This window comes from Chlamydiales bacterium (genome assembly GCA_031292375.1).
GTDB lineage: Bacteria > Chlamydiota > Chlamydiia > Chlamydiales > VFKH01 > JARLHF01.
Map to the genome: position 1 here is coordinate 34,206 of JARLHF010000021.1, position 21,491 is coordinate 55,696.

At 38.3% G+C, this 21,491-nt stretch carries 17 protein-coding genes; 13 read left to right on the top strand and 4 right to left on the bottom strand.

Annotated features, from left to right (window positions below):
- Positions 1–58: 58 nt before the first annotated feature.
- Genes P4L16_03460 through P4L16_03470 form a run of 3 tightly spaced genes read right to left on the bottom strand, consistent with a single transcriptional unit; the run spans position 59 to position 5,912 of the window.
- Positions 59–1,534, bottom strand: coding sequence for an efflux transporter outer membrane subunit (locus P4L16_03460; GenBank protein MDR3624182.1), 1,476 nt, complete (start codon positions 1,532–1,534; stop codon positions 59–61).
- Positions 1,531–4,668: a multidrug efflux RND transporter permease subunit gene (locus P4L16_03465; GenBank protein MDR3624183.1), complete on the bottom strand. Its 3,138-nt coding sequence runs from the start codon at positions 4,666–4,668 to the stop codon at positions 1,531–1,533. The genes P4L16_03460 and P4L16_03465 overlap by 4 nt, the downstream gene beginning before the upstream one ends.
- Complete coding sequence (locus P4L16_03470; GenBank protein ID MDR3624184.1) at positions 4,668–5,912, bottom strand: efflux RND transporter periplasmic adaptor subunit; 1,245 nt, start codon at positions 5,910–5,912, stop codon at positions 4,668–4,670. Before P4L16_03470 ends, P4L16_03465 begins: the two co-directional genes overlap by 1 nt.
- 109 nt (positions 5,913–6,021) lie before the next feature.
- Between P4L16_03470 and hemE the strand changes: the two genes are divergently transcribed.
- The 4 genes from hemE to P4L16_03490 all read left to right on the top strand — a co-directional run bounded on the left by hemE (position 6,022) and on the right by P4L16_03490 (position 10,788).
- Positions 6,022–7,050 carry a uroporphyrinogen decarboxylase gene (hemE, locus tag P4L16_03475; protein ID MDR3624185.1) on the top strand — a complete coding sequence of 343 codons (1,029 nt, stop codon included), beginning with the start codon at positions 6,022–6,024 and terminating at the stop codon, positions 7,048–7,050.
- Complete coding sequence (gene hemG, locus P4L16_03480) at positions 7,043–8,353, top strand: protoporphyrinogen oxidase (GenBank protein ID MDR3624186.1); 1,311 nt, start codon at positions 7,043–7,045, stop codon at positions 8,351–8,353. Before hemE ends, hemG begins: the two co-directional genes overlap by 8 nt.
- Before the next feature lie 8 nt (positions 8,354–8,361).
- Positions 8,362–9,270 carry an ABC transporter substrate-binding protein gene (locus P4L16_03485; protein ID MDR3624187.1) on the top strand — a complete coding sequence of 303 codons (909 nt, stop codon included), beginning with the start codon at positions 8,362–8,364 and terminating at the stop codon, positions 9,268–9,270.
- 126 nt (positions 9,271–9,396) lie between these two features.
- Positions 9,397–10,788 (top strand): Fic family protein, encoded by a 1,392-nt coding sequence (locus tag P4L16_03490; GenBank protein MDR3624188.1) that lies wholly within the window; start codon positions 9,397–9,399, stop codon positions 10,786–10,788.
- Here the strand turns inward: P4L16_03490 and P4L16_03495 are convergent.
- On the bottom strand, positions 10,785–11,504 hold the full coding sequence (locus P4L16_03495) for a hypothetical protein (GenBank protein ID MDR3624189.1): 720 nt from the start codon (positions 11,502–11,504) through the stop codon (positions 10,785–10,787). The genes P4L16_03490 and P4L16_03495 overlap by 4 nt on opposite strands.
- Before the next feature lie 78 nt (positions 11,505–11,582).
- On the opposite strand from P4L16_03495, the gene rnc reads away from it, so the two are divergent.
- The 9 genes from rnc to P4L16_03540 all read left to right on the top strand — a co-directional run bounded on the left by rnc (position 11,583) and on the right by P4L16_03540 (position 21,483).
- Entirely contained in the window at positions 11,583–12,308 is a 726-nt protein-coding gene (gene rnc, locus P4L16_03500; protein MDR3624190.1) for a ribonuclease III, read from the top strand.
- Positions 12,305–13,678 carry a DNA repair protein RadA gene (radA, locus tag P4L16_03505; protein ID MDR3624191.1) on the top strand — a complete coding sequence of 458 codons (1,374 nt, stop codon included), beginning with the start codon at positions 12,305–12,307 and terminating at the stop codon, positions 13,676–13,678. The genes rnc and radA overlap by 4 nt, the downstream gene beginning before the upstream one ends.
- Positions 13,659–14,324, top strand: coding sequence for a hydroxymethylbilane synthase (hemC, locus tag P4L16_03510; protein ID MDR3624192.1), 666 nt, complete (start codon positions 13,659–13,661; stop codon positions 14,322–14,324). Before radA ends, hemC begins: the two co-directional genes overlap by 20 nt.
- A complete protein-coding gene (locus P4L16_03515; protein MDR3624193.1) occupies positions 14,325–14,990 on the top strand; it encodes a uroporphyrinogen-III synthase in 666 nt (221 codons plus the stop codon).
- 126 nt (positions 14,991–15,116) lie between these two features.
- Positions 15,117–15,839 carry a hypothetical protein gene (locus P4L16_03520; protein ID MDR3624194.1) on the top strand — a complete coding sequence of 241 codons (723 nt, stop codon included), beginning with the start codon at positions 15,117–15,119 and terminating at the stop codon, positions 15,837–15,839.
- A 77-nt stretch (positions 15,840–15,916) separates the two neighbouring features.
- Complete coding sequence (locus P4L16_03525) at positions 15,917–16,654, top strand: hypothetical protein (GenBank protein MDR3624195.1); 738 nt, start codon at positions 15,917–15,919, stop codon at positions 16,652–16,654.
- Positions 16,655–16,666: 12 nt separating this feature from the next.
- A complete protein-coding gene (locus P4L16_03530) occupies positions 16,667–17,752 on the top strand; it encodes a DUF3419 family protein (protein MDR3624196.1) in 1,086 nt (361 codons plus the stop codon).
- 9 nt (positions 17,753–17,761) lie between these two features.
- Positions 17,762–19,540 (top strand): ATP-binding cassette domain-containing protein, encoded by a 1,779-nt coding sequence (locus P4L16_03535; protein MDR3624197.1) that lies wholly within the window; start codon positions 17,762–17,764, stop codon positions 19,538–19,540.
- Positions 19,541–19,620: 80 nt separating this feature from the next.
- Complete coding sequence (locus tag P4L16_03540) at positions 19,621–21,483, top strand: AAA family ATPase (protein MDR3624198.1); 1,863 nt, start codon at positions 19,621–19,623, stop codon at positions 21,481–21,483.
- Positions 21,484–21,491: the final 8 nt, after the last annotated feature.

Sequence of the window (21,491 nt, forward strand, 5' to 3'; positions counted from 1 at the left end):
CAAATGTAATTACGCAAGAAGTCTATTGATTAACAGATAGTTGAAAATCGAGCTGATGCTAGTAAATAACGTGTTCAAATATGAGTGTGGGTGAGGGGCGGCATTCTGTCTTGCAAGGAGGTGTTAGTTGGGAAATGTTATCAGCATCGATAACCCATCCACCGCCAAGGGCCTTATAGAGCTCTACAACAGAAATTAAGCAGTCTCCTTGGGCTGTGGCATAATCTAGCTCTACATTAAAGAGCTTCCTTTCTGCGTCTAGGAAGGTAAGGTAATCTGTTTCTCCATTGTTATATTGAATTGTTGCAAGTCTTAGGTAATCTTTTAAAACTTCTACATTATGTTTTTGCACTACTGCAAGTTCTAGGGCTTTTTGATGAGAGATAAGAGCATCAGAAACCTCTTGGAATGCTGTAATAATCGTTTTGATATAGCTGTTAATGGATTCACATTTTTGAGCATTGGAAAGCTCTACTTGCGATATGAGAAGGCCTCCCGTAAAGATTGGCTGAAGGGCATTTAAACTGTAGTTCCAAGTCTCAGCAGGATTTGTAAACAAGCTCTTTAGTGATGTGCTCTCAGTGCCATATAGGCCAGTTAAACTAATATTGGGAAGAAACTGGGCTCTTGCAGCTCCAATTCTAGCATTGGCCGCAATGATTAGTTCTTCTGCACCAATAATATCTGGTCTTTGACATAATAGAAATGAGGGAAGGCCCGCTGGAATATGTGGAGGGATGGGCAATGTTTCAAGAGAGCGCCCTCTTAAGATGGGACTTGGATTGGCTCCAATGAGCACGCTAATTAAATCCTCCTGGAGAGAAATTTGTAATTCAAATTGAATGACTTGCACTTTTGCATCGTCAACTTCTGATTCAGCTTGCCTTACCTCCATAAGAGAGGTTTGCCCTCCCTCGAAACGAGCTTTTGCAAGTCTTAGAGATTCTATTCTAGATTTTAATGTGTCATTTGAAATTTTTAGCTGCTCATCGAATTGTCTCAAAAGAAGGTATCCTGCAGCAACACCGCTAACAACAGTTAAAACAATGGACCTTCTTGCTTCAATGGTACTTAAATATGTGTATAGAGCATTTTCTGTCAAGCTTTGAAGTTGCCCCCATAAGTCAAGATCAAAGGAGAAGTTTAAAAGTCCTTCATATACGTTGTAAATTCTTGCTTGTCCAGGAAGTGAAGGAACAAGAGCTGTTGCTGTTTGTTGTCTTCCAACAACAATATTCCCATTAACTTGAGGGTATTGCGCAGACGCGGCAATGCCAAGGCGTGCATAAAAAGCACATACTGTAGCAGCAGCTATTTTAATATCATAATTGTAACGAAGTGCTTCACAAATAAGTGCGTCAAGAATGGGGTCTTGAAACTGTTTCCACCAACGAAAATTATTTGCTGTGCTTGTATTGTCTGCTGCAAAGCGCCAATTAGGAGGCGAAGTATGGCTTGGTCTATTGTAGGGGGGGTTGAGAGAACAAGATTGTAAAAGAAAGAAAAAAGCTAGAAGGTAGAGTAACCTTTTCACGGCTTTACCCCTTCTTTTGTCTTTACAGGCTCTGTTTTTTCTTTTCTTGTTACAAACTCAATAATTAATCTATAGAAGAGAGGCACAAAAAATATAGCAAGGAATGTTGCAGACAACATGCCTCCCATAACGCCAACACCTACAGAATGGCGGCTTGCAGCTCCAGCTCCTGTGCTGAGTACTAGAGGCACAACACCAAAAACAAAGGTCAAAGAAGTCATCATAATGGCTCTAAAGCGAAGCTTTGCAGCACCAATTGCCGCATCGATGATGGATAGGCCTGATTTTTGCTTGAGGACAGCAAATTCCACAATCAAGATAGCATTTTTTGCTGACAGGGCAATAAGTGTAACAAGGCCTACCTGAAAGTATACATCGTTGGACATACCTTTAATCCATATGGCAATAAATGCTCCAAAAATTCCAAAGGGTACTGCCAAGATGATGGCAAAAGGAAGAGACCATCTTTCATAGAGAGCAGATAAGATTAAAAACACCATGGCAAGGCCTGCAAGAAGAACGATAGAAGATGCACCTCCAGATTGTTCCTCTTGAAATGCTTGTCCATCCCAAGCGTAATCAATACCGGTTGGTAAAACTTCCTTAGCAATCTCTTCCATTGCCTTTAAAGCATCACCAGAACTATATCCAGGAGCTGCTCCTCCATTGATTTTTGATGCTAGATAGCTATTGAAACGATTTACTAAAGATGGACCTTTGCTATAAACTACAGAGACAATGGATTTTAATGGGATCATATCCCCATTTTTCCCCCTGACATACATTTCTCCAATATTTTTTATATCACTTCTGTAGGCAGGTTCCGCTTGAGCCATAACTTTAAATACGCGTCCAAATTTATTAAATTGATTGACGTATAAAGAACCGAGCAATACTTGCAGTGTTTCATACACTTGTTCAATGCTGACTCCAAGAGATCTTGCTTTGAATCTATCTAAGTCGATGTAGAGTTGCATATTGTCTATTTGCATACTTGAGGTAAGCCCTGTAAGTTCTTTTCGCATTTTTGCTTTTGCAAGAAAATCTTGAGTAACTTTTTGTAGTAGCTCTATGCCTCCATCTCCTCTATTTTCAATCCAAAATTGAAAGCCTCCTACGGTTCCAAGGCCTGGTATGGAAGGGGGGTTGAAGGGGAGTATTTGAGCACCTTCTATAGAAAAGTATTTTTTTGTAAGTTCTTTTAGGACATTACTTGCAAGTTCTGAGGATTTTGTGCGTTTATCCCAATCTTTTAAAACAATGTAGTTTGTTCCAATATTTGTTCTACTTAAGTTATCAAGGACGCTAAAGCCGTTTAGAGAAACAAAGTTTTCGATGGCTGGATTATCCTTTGCCATGTCATACATGAGGTCATCAATTTTTATTGTACGATCTACGGTAGCTGCATCTGGAAGCACGGACATAGCGATGATATAACCTTGATCTTCTTCTGGAACAAAACTAGAGGGTGTTATTTTAAATAGAACAACTAAAGCTGTACAGATGGCTCCAAAGATAATAAGGCCTATGACTCTTCTATGAATAAGCCATGTGGCAACGTGGCCATACCCGTTTGTTACATAATCAAGACCTTTATTAAACCATATACCAAATTTTGGCTCTTTTGCATGACTTTTAAGGACGATAGCTGCAATTGCAGGGCTTAGTGTAAGAGCTACAAACCCAGATATAACGACGGATATAGCAATTGTGATAGCAAATTGCTTATAAAGTTGCCCCGCAATGCCTCCCATAAAAGCTACGGGTAAAAATACTGCGCATAATACGAATACGATGGCAATGACAGGTCCTGTAACTTCATCCATAGCTTTTTTTGCAGCAGTGATTGCATCAAGTCCTAAATCGCGCATATTGCGTTCAATATTTTCGACGACGACGATCGCATCATCTACCACTATACCAATAGCTAGCACCATTCCAAATAGTGTGAGCGTATTTACAGAAAATCCTAGTAAAAGCATGCCAGAAAACGTACCAATAATGGATATGATAAGGGCAAGAACAGGAATGAGTGTGGCTCTTAATTTTTGTAAGAAAACAAATACGATGAGAACTACAAGAACTGCAGCTTCCAAAATCGTTCTGAATACGTCTTTGATCGATGCTTTAATGTAGAGAGTTGAGTCGTAGGGTATGGAGTATTCAATGCCAGAAGGAAAGCTTTTAGAAAGTTTTGTCATAGAAGCTTTTACACCCTCTGCAACATCAAGAGCATTGGCGCCAATTTGTTGGTAGACGGCAAGGGTTGTAACGGCCTTTCCGTTTAATTCGCCAGCTTGATTGTAAAGCTGCGCTCCAAGAACTGTGTAGGCAACGTCTTTAAGTAAAACCATAGAACCATCGGAATTGGCTCTAATAATAATGTTATCGTATTCTTCGGGAGTACTGAGACGGCCAAGAGCCGTTACTGGTATTGTAAGAACAACATTATCTTTTGTTGGAGCTTGACCAATTTGGCCAATGGGGTATTGATGGTTTTGCTCCTGAATGGCGTCGGTAATATCAGAAATTGTTAAGTGAAGTTGGGCAAGCTTATCTGGGTTGATCCACACACGTATAGAGTAGTCTCTTGCGCCAATGTTTTGGACGTTACTAATGCCAGGTACTCTCAAAAGTTCTGTAATTACGTTGATAGTTGCATAGTTACTTGTAAAAATAGGATCGTACCTGCCGTCGGGTGATTGCATGGCGATGATCATGAGAATACTGGTAGATTGCTTTTGTACTGTAACACCATATCTTTGTACTGTTTCTGGTAGTTGAGGAAGTGCTAGATTAACTCTGTTTTGTGTATTAACAAGGGCCATATCGGGGTCACTACCAATTTCAAAAAATACGCTGAGGGCCATATCGCCGTTAGATGAACTTTGTGAGTTCATGTAAATCATATTTTCGACGCCGTTAACTTGCTGTTCAATAGGAGATGCAACTGTATTGGCAACACTTAAAGCATCAGCTCCTGTGTAACTTGTAGTTACTTGTATTTGAGGAGGTGTAATATTGGGGTATTGCTCGACTGGAAGCATATAGAGGGAAGCTATCCCCATGAATGTAATGATAATGGATAGAACGGATGCGAATATAGGTCTGTCAATAAAAAAATGAGACAGCATCAAGATCCTTTTTGCTGAGTTTCTGTAGTAGTACCAGTCGTGATTGGTCCAAGAGCTTTATTTGTAGTTTGATCGATACCTTGCATAAGTTTTGGCTCTTCTTGAGGGATATACTTTATTTGTTTTGTAATAGTAACAGGTAATCCTGGATATACCTTATTGACGCCATCTGAGACGACTAGATCACCTGGCTTAAGCCCAGATTTAATGATCCAGTAGTTTTCAAACCACTCTCCAGGATCAATTTCGACCATCTCGGCTTTATTGTCTTTGTCAATGATATAGACATACATTCCTTTTTGCCCTTGTTGAACTGCTTGTTGAGGGATGATAATGGCATCTGGTCTTACAGTGCCAAGGACCTGCACTTTCACAAATTGACCTGGTTTTAATATTGCTAGGGGGTTAGCAAAGACAGCTCTTGCTTCAAGCGTGCCTGTGCTTTGGTTTAGCGTTGGGGAGGTAAAATCTACTTTGCCAAGTTCTGGATAGACAAAGTCATTACCAAGAATAAGTCTTACATCAAAGTTATTGTCTTTGGGCAGTTTGATGATACCTTTGGATGCTTGCATTCTTGTTGTCAAAATATCTGTTTCTGAAACACTAAAATAAATCCATATGGGGTCAATGACAGATACTGTAGTCAGCATGCTAGAATCTGGTCCTAAGGTAATCAGGGCGCCTTCTCGAAAATGTGATTTTCCAGAAAGGCCAGTTACAGGTGTTGCAATGGTTGTATACCCAAGCTTCAATTCTGCTTCTACGACTTGAGCATTTGCAGAATCCACTTCTGCTTGGGCTGCAAGTTGGCTTGCAATAGCATTGTCAAGGTCTCGTTTGCTAATAGCATCTTGTGCAAAAAGTGGCTTCAAACGATTTACAGTCGTATTGGCATTCCACAAAATAGCTTTTGCCTTAGCAAGGAGTCCTTTAGCATTGTCAAGGGCTGCAATAAAGGGTTTTGGATCTAATTGAAATAATAGCTGGCCATTTTCAACAAAAGAGCCTTCTGTATAAGCGATTTTGTCAAGATAGCCCTCCACACGAGCACGTATTTCTACAAGGTGTGTACTTTCTGCAAAGCCCACATAATTAAAAACGGCAGGAATCGTTGCTGGCTGGACTTCAAAGGCTGTAACGGAAGTTGGTGATCTTGTTTCTTCGTGTGTATCACTTTTACAAGAGGAGGTGATGCTTCCAATGAATAAGAGAGCAATAAATAGAGGACGCATCAGTTGTCTCATGCAGATTACCTAAAACCAATTATTTTTTCTAAAAGATGAGTTATTAATCATTTCTTTTAAAAAAACAATAGAAAATTGTAATCTCTCATAAATGTATTCTTAGGTGTGTATGATGAATTCTCTTTTGCTAGATGCTCTTTATTCTCGTAATTTGTCCAGGCCACCTATTTGGCTTATGCGTCAAGCGGGTCGTTATCTACCAGAATACCGCTCCCTTAAGAAAGACAGAAAATTGCTTGAGTTATTCAGAGATCCAAAATGGATTACTGAAATTACATTGCAACCCGTTGATTTGATAGGCGTGGATGCGGCGATACTTTTTTCTGATATTTTAGTGATTTTGGATGCTTTTGGTATAGAATATGACTTTGTAGAGCATGTGGGCCCTGTGATTAAAAACCCAATTACCAGAGAAGATGTGCAGAATTTTGTGCAAAAAGATGTTACAAGTTCTCTTTCTTATGTAGCACAAGCAATAAAACAGATCATACCACAACTAAAAGTTCCTCTGATTGGTTTTGCTGGCGCTCCCTTTACAATCGCAAGTTATTTGATTGAAGGAGGAACTAGCAAGGATTTTAAAAAAACAAAAACATGGTTGTATAGTGATCCTGAAAGTTTCTTGTGCTTACTCGATAAATTAAGTCATGCGATTATCCAATTTTTGGATATGCAGTGCGCTCATGGTGTACAAGCACTGCAACTGTTTGATTCGTGGAGTTACATTTTAAGTTATGATGCATTTAAAAAGTATTCGCTGGCTTTTATGAAAAAGGTGGTGGATTCAAGGGTGTGTCAAAATATTCCTTTAATCTTATTTTGCAAGGGATCTTCTCTTTGGGCAAGTGATATGGCGGATCTTAAGCCTGCTGCAATTAGTATTGATTGCGGATCGCATTTAGGTGATATAAGAAAGCGCATAAAAAACATTGCTCTACAGGGGAATTTAGACCCGTTTTGCTTATATGGTTCTCAAAAAACAATACAGAGAGAAGTGGATGGCATTCTCCATGCAATGAAAAAGGATCCTGGCTTTATTTTTAATTTGGGGCATGGAATTACTCCTGATGCACCAGTTGAAAATGTTAAATTTTTAGTCCGCTATGTGAAAGAGAAGGGGTTAGAGCTCAATGCCTAAAAGAGCACCTCCTCATATTGTTATTCTTGGAGCTGGTATTTCAGGGCTTTCTTTGGGTTATTTTTTAAAAAAGTTCTTAGGTAATAGTGTAAAGGTCACTCTTCTTGAAAAAGAAGCTGTTGTTGGTGGTTGGATGCAGACAGAGCAGCATGATTTTTTAATCGAGAAGGGGCCTAGAAGTTTTCGTGCATCTGCTGTTCAGGAAGTTTTCTCACTTGTCAAAGAGCTTTCTCTTGTAGATCAATTATTACCTGCTTCAAAATGTGCTAAAGTACGTTTTTTGTTTGAAAGTGGTAAGTTAAGAGCTGTTCCGCGCTCTTTATTTGAATTTCTTTTCTCTTCATTTTTTAAGGTCCTTGCTCCTTCTTTGGTAAAAGAAGTTATGTATAAAGTTAGAAAAGAGTTTCAGGAGGAATCGATAGCCTCGTTTTTTACGCGTCATTTTGGCCGCCAGGTTACAGAGATATTTGTAGATGCCTTAGTAAGTGGTGTCTATGCAGGAGATATGCATGAGCTTTCTATGAACGCGTGCTTTCCAAATTTTGTGAGATTTGAACAAGAGTATGGATCGCTTGTGAAGGGCATGCTTAAATCTTCTGTCAAAAGTGATATTTATTCTTTTAAAAACGGAATGCAAATGCTTCCAAAAGCACTTGAAAAGTTTCTTGGGGAGGATATAAAAACAAATTGCTCTTGTAATGGTTTCACATTTTTTGATGAATTAATTACTGTTTCTACAAATGAGGGCTCTTTTTCTGCAGATATTCTTTGTAGTACACTACCTGCTGATGTTTTTGCTGATCATATTTCTTTTCATTCACAGAAGCTTGGCTCTGAATTGAAAAACATACCTTATCAATCTATAGACGTTGTTAGTCTTTGTTATAATAAAAAGGTATTAACAAGGAGTGGTTTTGGTTACCTTGTGCCATCAAAGGAAAAAGAAAAGATAATGGGGGTCATCTTTGAGTCATCTGTTTTTCCAGAGCAAAATATGTTAAAAGATGAAACAAGACTCACTGTAATGTTAAAAGGTGGTTTAGACGATCCTTTAGGACATGCTTTGATAAGTTTGCAGAGACACCTTAATGTTTTTGAGCCTTCTGTTGCATCTTTTGTAAGAAAAGCGCGCATCCCTCAATATACACTTGGTCACCTCGATCGTGTTAAAAAAATAGAAGAGTCTCTTTTGAAACTCTCCCCTAATATTCATATTCTTGGTAATGCATTTTATGGTGTTTCTATAAATGACTGCATTGTTAGAGCTAAAAAGGTAGCTGAAAACATTGCTCATCAGTTATAGATTAATGTATGATGAAAGTATTGCTATTAAACTTCTTGCGTAATTATACACAAACAAGTTCAAGAATTGTTTTTTTGACATCTTTATCGTTAAATTTTTCAACCATATATTCACATATGCTCTCAAAACTTATCAATAAATCTACTCAAAAAATTTCAATTTTTCCAAGCAAAGCTAATTATGCAAGATGTCTGTTACTTATCTGTATTTTAGGTTTTTGTGCGTGCACATCTCCTGATTTAGAGGAGGGCACATACCGCATAGCAAGGGATCCCTCTTGGTATCCTATGACTTTAATGGGTAAGGAGCCAGGTGTACTCGGATTTTCAGACGATCTTGTTCGTGCTATAGCTGAGGAGGAGGGATTGTCTGTTACTCTTTATCTTACTAGCTCAAGTTCTTTGGAATATGGCTTATCTGCTGGTAATTGGGATGCTATTTTAGGCTCTATTCCGCCCGTTGTTGGATACAATCAAATTTATTCATTTTCCTCCCCTTACTTGTCGCTAGGTCCTGTATTAGTAGTTCCTATTGATGCAGATGTTGTTTCCATAGGAGACTTGTCTGGTCAAGAAGTAGGTATTCTTGCAGGATCTTCCTCAATAACGCTCTTAGAGCAAAATCCAGCCATTATCATAAGAACTTATAATAGTATTCCAGCGGCTTTAGAAGATTTGGTAGTAGCCCAAAATATCAATGCTGTCTTAATGCCTGCTTTGCCTGCTTATGGATATGTAAGGGACATTTATTATGGTCAGTTGAAAGTTGCCGGAAAACCTTTGAATAACATAGGTCTTCGCTTAATTACTTTGATCGATCAGGAACCAAAATTGATCAAGAGATTCAATGAGGGTCTTCAGAAGTTACAAGAAAATGGTAAGTATGATGCTCTTCTTGCTAAGTGGCACTTAAAATAACTCATATTACGTAAAAACTTTAAAATAGGCTCTTGCGAAAGATGAGTTAAAATAAGAAGAATCGCGACATTAAAACCTCTATAATGTCACAATTTAGTAGAATCGCGACATTATACCGGAGGAAGATTGGCAAAACAAATTTCTAATAAAATCCTTGATGCTATTTTGCAAATAGTAGAACGGTTTTCTCAAGGAGCTTCTTTAGGGGATATTTTGCAGGTATTGATGCCTACTATGGCCAAGCGTTCTTTGCAGCGGTATTTAACCCTTTTGGTAATGGAAGGACGCTTAAATATCTCGGGAAAAGCTCGTTCTAGACGGTATCACTTGCCCGTTGCAGAAGCTATTATATCAGTAAAAGATGAAAGTTTAGCTGATAGGCAAACAGAAATATTGATACCCCTATCATCAACGGCTTTGTCCATTCGAACAAACGTTCGCAGGGTTATTCAAGCGCGCCATCCAGTTGGTTATAACCGAGAATTTCTCGATAAATATCGTCCTAATGAAACATATTATCTTTCTGAAAGTATGCGAAATTATCTATTTAAAATAGGAAAATCACCAAATGGTAAACGTCCAGCAGGAACTTATGCCAAGCAAATTTTAAACCGTCTATTGATAGATCTATCATGGAATTCAAGTCGATTGGAAGGAAATACTTATTCGCTTCTTGAAACAGAGCGATTGCTGGAACTAGGAGAGGTTTCAGAGGGTAAAGATAGTCTGGAAGCTCAAATGATCTTGAATCATAAAGCCGCTATTGAGTTTATAGTGGAATTGGCTGATCAGATGAAGTTTAATAGCTTTATTATTTTTAACCTGCATGCGCTCTTGTCAGATAATTTACTACGTGATCAGCGAGCTTGTGGTGCTTTGCGCTCCCAACCAGTAGGCATAGCCAAATCGGTGTACCAGCCTCTGGCGATTCCACAATTGATTAGCGAGTATTTTCAACAGATTTTGGATACTGCTAATGCTATTACAGATCCATTTGAACAATCATTTTTTGTGATGGTTCAATTACCTTATTTACAACCTTTCTTGGATGTTAATAAGAGGGTTTCGAGGCTTGCTGCGAATATTCCTCTAATTCGTGAAAACTTATGTCCCTTATCATTTGTGGATGTGCCTGAAGATGAGTATGTCAGTGGTCTTCTTGGTGTATATGAATTAAATCGTATTGAATTGTTGCGTGAAGTGTTTGTGTGGGCTTATGAGCGTTCCAGTTCTCTTTATTCAGCAACGCGTCAAGAACTTGGAGAGCCAGATCCTTTTCGTTTGCGCTACCGTGATCTTATTATCACAACGGTAAGAGAAATTATTTGTGGATGCATGGATAAGTTAGCAGCAATAACATTTATTAGGAAAAAAGCTTCTGAATGCGTTGTACCTAATGATCAGGCAAAATTTATTGAAATAATTGAAATTGAACTGATGAGTTTGCATAAAGGGAATATTGCAAGGTTTCGGTTGAAGCCATTAGAGTATGATGTATGGTTAAAGACATGGCGTTAGGCAAGTGTGGGGTGGTATTTTTCTTGAAAGCGGTCTCCAAACACATATCCAATTGACTTTAGGGCATGTGTATGTGGGTCTTTTTCGTTGTGGATGTAGACAGCGTTGGTTTCAGTAAAGGTGACTAAAAGGTAAAGGGCTTCTTTTTGTCCATAGAAAAGGTTGAAAGAGAGGGGGAAGTATTGGTTAAAAAAGACGATGTCCCCTGGTCTTTTAGGAAACAGACTTTTGCTAGAAAAGAGTTCTTGTTCTTCTTCAAAGAAAGAGGGTGTATTTTCTGAGAGTAAAATGAGAGCTCCTCCAAGTATGCCTTGTATAGAACTTATTTCGGGTAGGCGATGCTCTTTATTCAAGAGCTTTGAGAAGAATTCATTTTTTCCTTGATAGGGAAGTTGTGTGGTAGAAATAATTTGATCAAAGCCTAGTCGTACATGCTTTTTTAGCATGAGCTCTGCTGCAATGCTTCCTAGTTGCTTATTACAAATTATTTTGCGCAAAATGGGCATATTTCTAGAAAGATCTCTGCTTGCAAGGAAAACATCTTCTGGTGTGAGTGTAAAGAAGGTGTCTTTTGGGATATGGAAATGGTTACATAGAAATTCTTTTACGAGGTCCGCTGCAAGTTCTACTTGTTCTTTGGAGAGAAATTCTTCAAATGCAATGAAAGAATGCGATTCAAAAAAATCTTTGTGTTGAGTTGTGATAGTCCACTTCATTTTTTTTCCTCACATTTAGTGGAAAGTGATTATAGAGAAGCTTGCCACAAAAAGCAACTCTTCTGTACACTGTCTTTCATGGTAAATTCAGTCGAAAAACTTATTGAAAAGGCTCCTGAGATTGAAGAAAAGCTAGGCTATGTCTTTAAAGACAAAAATTTGCTGGCACTTTCTTTTATTCATCGCTCCTTTGTAAATGAAAATAAAGATATGACTAGGGAGCATAACGAGCGCTTGGAATTTTTGGGCGACTCTGTATTGGGACTATTGGTAGCAGATTACCTTTACAGCTCTCTTCCTCTGAATACAGAAGGAGATTTATCGTATCTTAGGTCTCGCCTAGTAGAGGGGGCTTGTTGTGTTTTGTTTATCAATCAATTAAATGTTGAGAGTTTTTTGCTCCTTGGTAAGGGAGAAAGAATGAATGATGGTAGAGGACGAGAATCTATATTAGCCGACCTTTTCGAAGCCCTAATTGGTGCAATTTATTTAGATGGTGGTATTGGAGCTGCAAGTAAATTTTTGTTTGGTCATTTTCAAAATGAGATGGACCGTATTTTGACTATGCCTCTTCGTAACTGGAAGGCAGAATTGCAAGATTATAGCCAGAAAAAATTCCAGCAGACTCCCGTATACAGAGTTGTAAGTGAGACGGGACCTGATCATAGCAAAGTTTTTCATGTGTCTGTTCATATTAATGAAGAAGAAGTGGGAAGTGGAACGGGGGCTTCGAAAAAAGAGGCGCAGCAAGAAGCTGCAAGCGATGCTCTTCATAAAATTTTGGCTTTTCAAGAGTTTGTATGACAAAACAAAAGATAGTGTGGTCATGCGCTGAGTGCGGTCACAATCAGTATAAATGGTCTGGGCAATGTCCTCAGTGTAGCCAATGGAATACTCTTCAGGAAGAAATTGAAGTCTCTCTTAAGACAAAGCGCTTTTGCGACAAGGCGCAAGAAACCTCTCGTCCTGTTCGTTTAAAGGAAGTTAGTCTAGTAGAAAAGCCGCGCTTTCAAACAGAGTTTATCGAATTTGATCGATTACTTGGCGGCGGCATTGTTGTTGGCTCTTTAACATTAGTTGGTGGTGAGCCTGGTATTGGGAAATCAACTATTTTATTACAAGTGGCCTCGTTGCTGGCAAAGCAGGGGCATTTAGTTCTTTATGTTTGTGGAGAAGAATCGGTCTCTCAAACTTCAATGAGAGCTAGGCGTTTAGGAATAGACAGTGATAACTTATTACTTCTTTCTGAGACCAATTATTCCCTTATTCAGGCCCAGGTGGATGCTTTAAATCCAAGCATTTTAATTATTGACTCCATTCAAATTATCTATAAGCCAGAGATTCCCTCGGCACCAGGTTCTGTATCACAGGTTCGAGAGTGCACTGCAGAGCTTATGCACCTTGCTAAAGGTAGAGGCATTTCTACATTTTTGATTGGACATGTTACAAAGTCAGGAGAAATTGCAGGGCCCAGGATCCTTGAGCATCTTGTGGACACAGTTTTATATTTTGAGGGTGATAAGCAAAATCAATTTCGCATGATGCGTGTTGTTAAAAATCGCTTTGGTCCAACAGATGATATTGCAGTTTTTCAAATGGGCACAAAAGGGCTTACAGAAGTGCACAATCCTTCGGAGATTTTTTTAGAAGAGCGTAAACGAGGCAGCTCTGGCTCTGTTATTGTCCCCACTATTGAAGGATCGCGGCCCATCCTTATTGAAGTGCAAGCACTTGTAAGTCATACAGTCTTTACATCACCCTCTAGACGCTCTGCAGGCCTTGATCAAAATCGAATGGCGCTACTTTTGGCAGTATTGGAAAAACGAGTTGGCTACCCTCTTCATCAAAGAGATGTGTTTGTCTCCATTGCAGGAGGTATTCGTATTATTGAACCAGCACTTGATTTAGGCGTGCTTCTTGCTATTGCATCTTCTCTTATTAACAAAGCAGTTCATCCAGAAGTGATAGTTGTAGGTGAAGTAGGTCTTGGAGGTGAAGTAAGATCTGTTTCTCGCATAGAGATGCGCTTAAAAGAAGCCATTCACATGGGTTTTACCAGATGTTTAATTCCAAAGCGTAACTTAGCTGGAATTTCTGAAGAATTTCATAAAAAATTGGTTTTAAAGGGTGTTGAATTCGTTGAAGAGGCTATCGATGTGTTGCTTCCCTCTTAATATTATTGTAGGTGCTAGAGACTCAAAGCTTTCTAGGACTCAATTTAGAGAAGTGTATGAAGAGATTAGAGTTTTTTACCCCTCTATTGTTTTTACACCTATCTGGTTGAAGACAATGGGTGACATGGATCAAACAACAACGCTGAGAACACTTGAAAAAACAGATTTTTTTACCAGAGAGATTGATCAGCTACAGCTTCAAGGCGGATGTAGAATTAGTATACATTCTGCAAAAGATCTTCCAGATCCTCTACCAAAAGGTCTTATTATTGCATGCCTTACTAAGGGTGTAGACTCTTCAGATAGCCTGGTACTGCGAGAGGGAGAGGATTTTTTTTCATTACGAGCTGGTGCAATTATTGCAACATCTTCTTTAAGAAGAGAAGAAATGGTTCGAAAACTAAGACAAGACCTATCTTTTGTGGATATTCGGGGTGCAATTGATGTGCGTTTGCAAAAGTTAAACACAAAAGAAGTGGACGGTGTTGTTGTTGCAACAGCGGCATTGATCCGTTTAGGGCTGTTATCAAACATAAATTGTATAAAGCTTTTAGGTAGTACAGTGCCTTTACAAGGCAGGCTTGCAGTTGTTGTAAGAGAAGATGATAGTGAAATGAGAGCTATGTTTTCTAGTCTGGCTTCCTAAATGAAGAGAGTTTTGTATCTTGGGTTAGATCCTGCTCGCTATGGAAAGCCTGTATACCATCTGCCACTCATTCAAGTTGTTGAAAAAAACCTAAATGATACCTGTTATAAGCAGATGTGGGAGCATTTTTCTCAATTTAGCTTGGTTATTTTTACGAGTCAAAATGTTGTTAAAATACTATGTAATGCTTTAGCAGATAGACAGCTACTAGAACTTTTACATGAAAAAAAACTTATTTGTATTGGTATGGCAACACAGAATGCGCTTTTTGAATATGGTTTTAATGGGATTGTAGCTAAAAAAGAAACGGCAGAAGGTGTTATTGAGCTTTTGCAAGAATGTTTAAGCAATGACAATGTTCTTTATTTGCATTCATCTTGCGCAAGAGTGGTTATAAGAGAATTTTTAAAGGAAAGAGGGATTCAGCATTTTTCACAACCTATTTATGATACAGAATTGTTGTTCCCTAAAGAACTCCCCTCTTTGGATGAATTTGAAGAGATTGTTTTTACAAGTCCATCTACGGTAGATGCATTTTTAAAAATTTTCAAAGTATTTCCAAAAAATATTTCACTTCTTGCAATAGGTCCAATTACAAAGCTCTATCTAGAAGCGGTTTCAGCAAAAGATGCATATACACAAACAAGTTCAAAAAACAATTCTTGAACTTGTTTGTGTATAAATGTTATCCATATCGGATCCTTTCATTTGATTAAGCGCTAGGAATTTTTTTTGTTAAAGTTCTGTAAAGTTCTAGTTTTTTTGTTGGTTTTGTGTGCTCTGCAAACAGGGATGTTTGCTTTTCAGTGCCCTACTCAAAAAATTTGTATTGGTCCAGAAGGCTATTATTTAAAGCGTATGAAGGAGGGCGGTGCTTGGCAGTCAGGCACATTGATAGGAGTTTATGGGACATATGAGCGCATTAAGCCAAATTCTTTTTATTGGGGCCTAATAGGAACTTATGCCAATGGAAGAATAAATGGAAAAAGTGCTCTTGGAAAAGATTTGGCTTCAAATTTTACAGATGAAGAAATAGAAGCTCGTTTGGGATTTACGATTAAGGATAATTGTAGATACTCTTCTCTGTTTACCCCTTTTATTGGTTATGGATACCTGGAGCAAGTGAATAGTTATTTGCCTCCCTCTGTTCTTATTCTTCAATTTAAAGATAAGATTACATATTTTTCTTTTGGTTTCTTATCGGAAGTTAAAATGTCTAAGAGATTTTCTATTGGTTTAAACGTCTTAATGAAATGGATGTTAGAAGGGCGCTGCGAGGTAACGGGTGATCCTGATGAAGATGATAGTCTATTCATTATAGAAAATGAAATGCAATATGCACTAGAACTTCCTATCGTCTATCAATTATCCCAACATAAAAAGGTGTTTACACTCTCTTGTGTGCCATTTTTTCAGTTTCGTCATTATGGGGGCAGAGAGAATTACCCATTTGATTTCATAGATACAAAGTTTAGAGTTTATGGCTTGCGCTTGCTTTGTAATTACTGGTTTTAAGAGAATCCTCTAAATTTTGTCGACTTTTTATTAGAAAGCCCTTTTAATAGCTGGAGCTTGATAATTTGGGTGGTATTATGAAATTTCATTCTCTTATGCTTTTTTTAGGAATCTTTGTTTTTTCATCGTTGGTAGCAGAAAATGTGTCAGAAATTGACATTACTGTAGAAGAATTATCGTTTGAGGTAAATGCTGAAGAGACAATCGGTGATGTATTAGAAAAAATTGAGAGTTTAGCAGAACTTTCAAAAGAAGTAGATGAGCCCTTTATTTTAGTAGGCAGGTGGGACTCTAACAGAGAGAGAATTGTTGGAGTGGATTTTGTTGCAAATAGTAAAAGTGTAATGGTCCAGCAGCATCCTGTGGATGTTCAACGAGATTATAATCAGGAAGTCTCCGTTGCAGAAAAAAATGATATTACGTTTATCGTGACTACTCTTGCAAATGCGACTTTAACAAAAATATGGCGTAGTAAAAGTGCTCTAGAAAGGGCTGGTGATAGAATAGATCATATTCACCCTCTTAAATTTCTTATGGCACTATTTACTGATGAGAGGTTGAAGGTGGGCTTGCATGTGATTAAAACAAGGGGCTGGGTTTGGAAAGATTTTTTTGCAGGGATCAGAGACAGCCTTTCTGATGAAAACAGGCTTTGTAATATGCCTTTAGATTATATTCAAGATTTTGCAAGTAGAGTAGGTATTGATGTTTCACTTATTTTTCAACCCATTCAAGATGGTAGATGGAGCGATTTTGTGGATATTCTCATCAAATATATTCCTCGTTCTGAAGATGGTAGACGATATGACATTTAGTATGAGTTGGTAATGAAAGATTTTTTTTCACGTTTGAGTTATAGTTTTGGTAATGAAGATTGGAATTCTGAGTATAAGGCATTAAAAATACAGAAGACAGATCGTGTCGTCTGTATTACTGCAAGTGGTGATAGACCGTTAAATCTACTCTTTCCAGAATGCGCACAAGTTGTGTCTGTTGATATAAATAAGATACAGAACTATTTATTAAAGCTTAAGTGCGCAGGTCTTCAAGAGCTAGAATACGAGGATTACATCACATTTTTGTTCGGTGGTAGAGGTGCTGAAATGGACCTTTTAAGACAAAAAGTGCTCGCCTCATTAGAAACAGATGTACGCACTTTTTGGGAAAAGAACAAGAAGATGCTTGAGAAAGGGATCATTTATCAAGGGAAGTTAGAGGTTTGGTTTAAGCGCTTGGCTCGCTTGATTCAGATGTTTAGAGGCAAAAAAATCCGTAAGCTCTTTGAGATGGAAAATTTGGAAGAGCAGAAAGAATTTGTTCAAAGGCATTGGGATACAAGGGCCTGGAGACGGTTTTACGAGGTTATGTTGAACCCTTGGTTTACACGCTTTGTTCTGAAAGATCCTGCTTTGTTCTTTAATGTAGATTCTTCTGTAAATTCCATTGGCACGTACCTTCATAAGAGAATGTATCAATATCTAATGAATTTTCCAGCAAAAAATAGCTCTGTGTTATCCCTTCTTTTTAAAGGAGAGGTAGGCAGAGAAGCTTTTCCTCCTTGCATGCTTAAAGAATCAGCCTTACTTATAAAGACGCGGCTTGATCGCCTCTCTATCCATACGCATAACATCATTGATTTTTTAGAAGAGGCCCCTGACAATAGTTTTGACTGTTATTCACTTTCAGATGTTGCCTCCTACATCAATGAAAGTGATTTTAGAAGATTATTACAGGCAATTCAGCGTACAGCAAGAAAAGGAGCAAGATTTTCCATCCGGCAGTTTATGTCTTCTCAAAAGATCCCTCTAACATTAGAGAACGTCTTTCAAAGGGACCTAGAACTTGAAAAGATGCTTGAGAGGGAAGATCATTGTTGCGTGTACCAATTCACCATTGGTCACATCAACAGCTAAGTCCAATCTATGACTAAAGCTGATACCACGCAGGAGCTCTCATCTGTGTTACATGTGCTTTCATGGATATTTCCACACGTATGGACGATGAGGCGTCGATTAATAGGCGCATTACTTCTTGTGGTTGTTGCTGTAGGAATATCTATTACCATTCCCTATATCTTCAAGATGATTATCGATCATTTTTCTTATACACATCAAGAGTCTTTTTTGATTCTTGGGATATTGTTGTGTGCTTATGGGACTGGTTGGATGATGAGTCAAATGATGAATCAACTGCGTATGTTGGCTATGTATAAAATTTTAGAGCGTGGAAAGAGATCTCTTTCTATGTCAATTGTTGAAACTTTGCTGTCATTATCAGCACGGTTTCATGCTGAAAGGCAAACAGGAGCGCTTACAAGTTCTATTGAAAAGGCCCAAAATGGCTTTGATAGTATATTTTGGGGTATTTTGCTTTTTTTATTACCGGTGCTTCTTGAACTTATGCTTGTTTTAGTTATAGTGAGCGTTTTGTTTGGTTTTTTGTATGGTCTTGCAATTTGTGGTGGTATCTTAGGGTATTTATGGTTGAATTATCTCTCTTTGGCTAAAGTTACAAAACTGCAGATGCAGCATAATGAAACTTGTGCTCAAGCAACAGCGCGTATTGTTGATAGTTTATTAAATATTGAAACAGTGAAATATTTCGCACACGAAATGTATGAGAGCTCTCAAATAAATCAGCTTTTACATACTCAAGAGCAGATGGCAGTAAAACGATGGATGCGAGATTCTTATCTTCAATTAGGTCAAATGTTTATGATAGGTATGGGGCTTTTATGTGCCACGCTATTTACTGGTCATGAAGTTCATTTGGGTACGATTAGCCTTGGATCATTTCTTTTAATTAATTCTTATCTCTTACAATGCATTATGCCGCTTAGTAATATCAATTATATTGTTTATCAGGTGCGTAAAGGCATTCAAGACATGGTTTCTGTTACAACTCTGCTGAATACTAAGCCAGAAATAGTAGATAGGAGTGCACCTCATACGATAATTTTCAAAAAACCAGAGCTGGTTTTTGATCAAGTATCATTTGGATATGCCTCAGAGCGCATGGTCCTTAAAAATATTTCGTTTGTACTGCCTTCAGGGACCACTCTTGCAATTGTTGGATCAAGTGGATCGGGTAAATCTACTATAGCTAAGCTTATCTTTCGATTGTATGATGTGACTTCTGGTTGTGTTCGACTTGATGGTTTTGATATTCGTGAATTGCAAGGCTCTTTTCGCAAACAAATTGGCATTGTTCCCCAAGATACTATTTTGCTTAATGATACGCTATATCACAACATTAGGTATGGTAACTTAGAGGCATCTAGAGAGGATATATATCATGCTGCTACACTGGCGCAGTTGGACCCTTTAATTCAGTTATTGCCAAAAAAATATGATACAGTTGTGGGAGAGCGAGGAATTAAATTATCAGGGGGTGAAAAGCAGAGGATTGCTATAGCAAGACTTCTACTTAAAAAGCCCTCTCTTTATATTTTTGATGAAGCTACATCTTCACTTGACTCTGGTACGGAGCGAGAAATTCAACAAAACATATGTAAAATGTCAGCGAACTCAACAACGCTGATTATTGCACATCGTCTTTGTTCCGTTGTTCATGCTGATAAAATCATTGTGCTTGAAGATGGTCAAATTATTGAACAGGGAGGGCATATACAGCTGTTACAAAAAAATGGGCTTTACAGTAGAATGTGGAGTAGGCAGCAGCAAAGCGAGCATGCGCTTTAAATAAAGATTTAAATAAGAATTGAAAAAAATCTCGTAAAGGTATACAACCTTCTGGAAAACAATAAGAAGGTGGTTTTGTTATGGTATATTCGACTAGTTATCAGAGTATAGGATCTAGTAGTTCTGGAGGTGGTTCAATTAATTCAGCAGTAGGTGTTCCCCCTGCTGCTGATATTGAAGATGCAAATGCTATTGCGATTATTGAAAATGTGCATGATACCTTAACTAGGTTGGTAGATGGGCATGCCATTGAAATTGTAAGGGCGTTAAAAAGAATTCCTTTAGAAGATATAAAAGCTGCTGTTAAGCGCAATAGAGAGGGGTGGACTGAAGCCCTTCATAACAATCTTATAGCAGAACTTGCCCATATTCAGTCTTTTTTATCTAACCCTCCTCCAAACCTTGTTTTAGATCCTCCTGATGTAGGTAGAATTGAATCTCTAAGGTATTCCCTTCAGCAGTTTACCGCTGATCATTTGCCCAATAGTGCTTATGAAGCGATGCAAACACTGCAAGTTTATGCAGGTTTTATTATTTTGATATTGTTTATTTCTACGTTTACGGATGGGCTTTTAAGCGATGTGATTGCAGATGCTTTTCCAAATTTTCATTGGTTGCCAGCTGTTGTATTGTTTAGTTTAATTGGATTTATGACACTCTCATATACTGCCTTGAAAGTTTATGATCGCTTTCGTCCTTTACCTACTGTTATTCGTCCTTTGACAAATTATACACAACAAGCTCTCGATGGAAGAATAGAGCCTTTACTGGGACGAGACGATATTATTGAAAGGATTTTTTTGTGTTGGCAGTCAACAAGTAGTGCTGTAAGACAACATCCTCTTTTGGTAGGACCTGCAGGAGTTGGTAAAACAGTTATTTTAACAGAAGTAGCAAGGCGTATTGCACTTGGAAAAATACCAGATGCTTTTAAGCCTCTCATGAAAGGAAAGCAAGTGTTGGGAGGCTCTGCAGCTCTTTTGGTGTCTGCCAATGATAATATGGGAGGCACTATTGATGTCTTTGAGCGTGTTTTAAGGCAAATACGTCCTTATCGCAAAAATATTATTTTAGCTCTGGATGAAATTCATTCTTTATTGAGAGGTGATCGATCTGCGGAGGTATTAAAATCTGTTTTAGATACAAATATAGGAACAGGGGGTGTTCCCTATTTTATGGGAGCGACCACAGATACGGAATATCAGCAGTTTATTGCGAGTGATCCTGCGCGTGCTCGACGCTTTTATGTAATTCGTGTAGATTCGCTGACAAAAGAACAGGTGATACTTACTCTCAATGAGATGGTACGTCGTCAGTATCCAGATGTTCATGTGACAGCTGAACTTTTAAATCATGTTTTTGAGCAAAGTGCAGCATTGGTTGAAGAATTTTCCCAATACAAACAGCCAGAGGTTGCAAAGCGTGTGTTATCGTCAGCTATTTCAAGAATTAAGCTTAAGCAGCAAGAAGGGCCTGTAGGAGAGCAATTACCTGCAATGTTTTTGAAGTTAGAAGAGTTAAGATATAAGCTTTTGCATGATCAAAAGTTAGAGAATATTCGAGCAATTGAGGAGAAAGAAGTAGAGATCCGGCGTATACAAGGGGAAGTTGTAACTGCAAATAGGGGACTTGATGAATATCGAAGAGTTTCAGAAGAGCTGTATAAAGCTAAGCAAGAAAATGTTTCTTTGGCAGCAGCTGTTCAGCTAGCTCGTGCACGTAGAGGATGTTTTGCAGGCCCAGATGAAGCTAAAGAAAAAATGCTTCTTTTTTCTCTTAATTATCGCTTACCCCATCTTCAAGCAGAGCAGCAGAGGCTTGCAGAGGAACATAATATTCCTCTGCTTGATCAGAATTTGCTTACTGAGATAGTAGCGGAAATTAGAGAAGCAACAAAAAAGCCTGAAGAGGCTGAAGAATCTGATGGAGAACCTGAAGAATAAGTTTGAAG

What these genes read in the sequence shown, in the direction of transcription:
- P4L16_03465 (MDR3624183.1), bottom strand. Translation starts at nt 4,668, where the DNA reads ATGCTGTCTCATTTTTTTATTGACAGACCTATATTCGCATCCGTTCTA.
- P4L16_03470 (MDR3624184.1), bottom strand. Translation starts at nt 5,912, where the DNA reads ATGAGACAACTGATGCGTCCTCTATTTATTGCTCTCTTATTCATTGGA.
- hemE (MDR3624185.1), top strand. Translation starts at nt 6,022, where the DNA reads ATGATGAATTCTCTTTTGCTAGATGCTCTTTATTCTCGTAATTTGTCC.
- hemG (MDR3624186.1), top strand. Translation starts at nt 7,043, where the DNA reads ATGCCTAAAAGAGCACCTCCTCATATTGTTATTCTTGGAGCTGGTATT.
- P4L16_03485 (MDR3624187.1), top strand. Translation starts at nt 8,362, where the DNA reads ATGATGAAAGTATTGCTATTAAACTTCTTGCGTAATTATACACAAACA.
- P4L16_03495 (MDR3624189.1), bottom strand. Translation starts at nt 11,504, where the DNA reads ATGAAGTGGACTATCACAACTCAACACAAAGATTTTTTTGAATCGCAT.
- rnc (MDR3624190.1), top strand. Translation starts at nt 11,583, where the DNA reads ATGGTAAATTCAGTCGAAAAACTTATTGAAAAGGCTCCTGAGATTGAA.
- radA (MDR3624191.1), top strand. Translation starts at nt 12,305, where the DNA reads ATGACAAAACAAAAGATAGTGTGGTCATGCGCTGAGTGCGGTCACAAT.
- hemC (MDR3624192.1), top strand. Translation starts at nt 13,659, where the DNA reads ATGTGTTGCTTCCCTCTTAATATTATTGTAGGTGCTAGAGACTCAAAG.
- P4L16_03515 (MDR3624193.1), top strand. Translation starts at nt 14,325, where the DNA reads ATGAAGAGAGTTTTGTATCTTGGGTTAGATCCTGCTCGCTATGGAAAG.
- P4L16_03520 (MDR3624194.1), top strand. Translation starts at nt 15,117, where the DNA reads ATGTTTGCTTTTCAGTGCCCTACTCAAAAAATTTGTATTGGTCCAGAA.
- P4L16_03525 (MDR3624195.1), top strand. Translation starts at nt 15,917, where the DNA reads ATGAAATTTCATTCTCTTATGCTTTTTTTAGGAATCTTTGTTTTTTCA.
- P4L16_03530 (MDR3624196.1), top strand. Translation starts at nt 16,667, where the DNA reads ATGAAAGATTTTTTTTCACGTTTGAGTTATAGTTTTGGTAATGAAGAT.
- P4L16_03535 (MDR3624197.1), top strand. Translation starts at nt 17,762, where the DNA reads ATGACTAAAGCTGATACCACGCAGGAGCTCTCATCTGTGTTACATGTG.
- P4L16_03540 (MDR3624198.1), top strand. Translation starts at nt 19,621, where the DNA reads ATGGTATATTCGACTAGTTATCAGAGTATAGGATCTAGTAGTTCTGGA.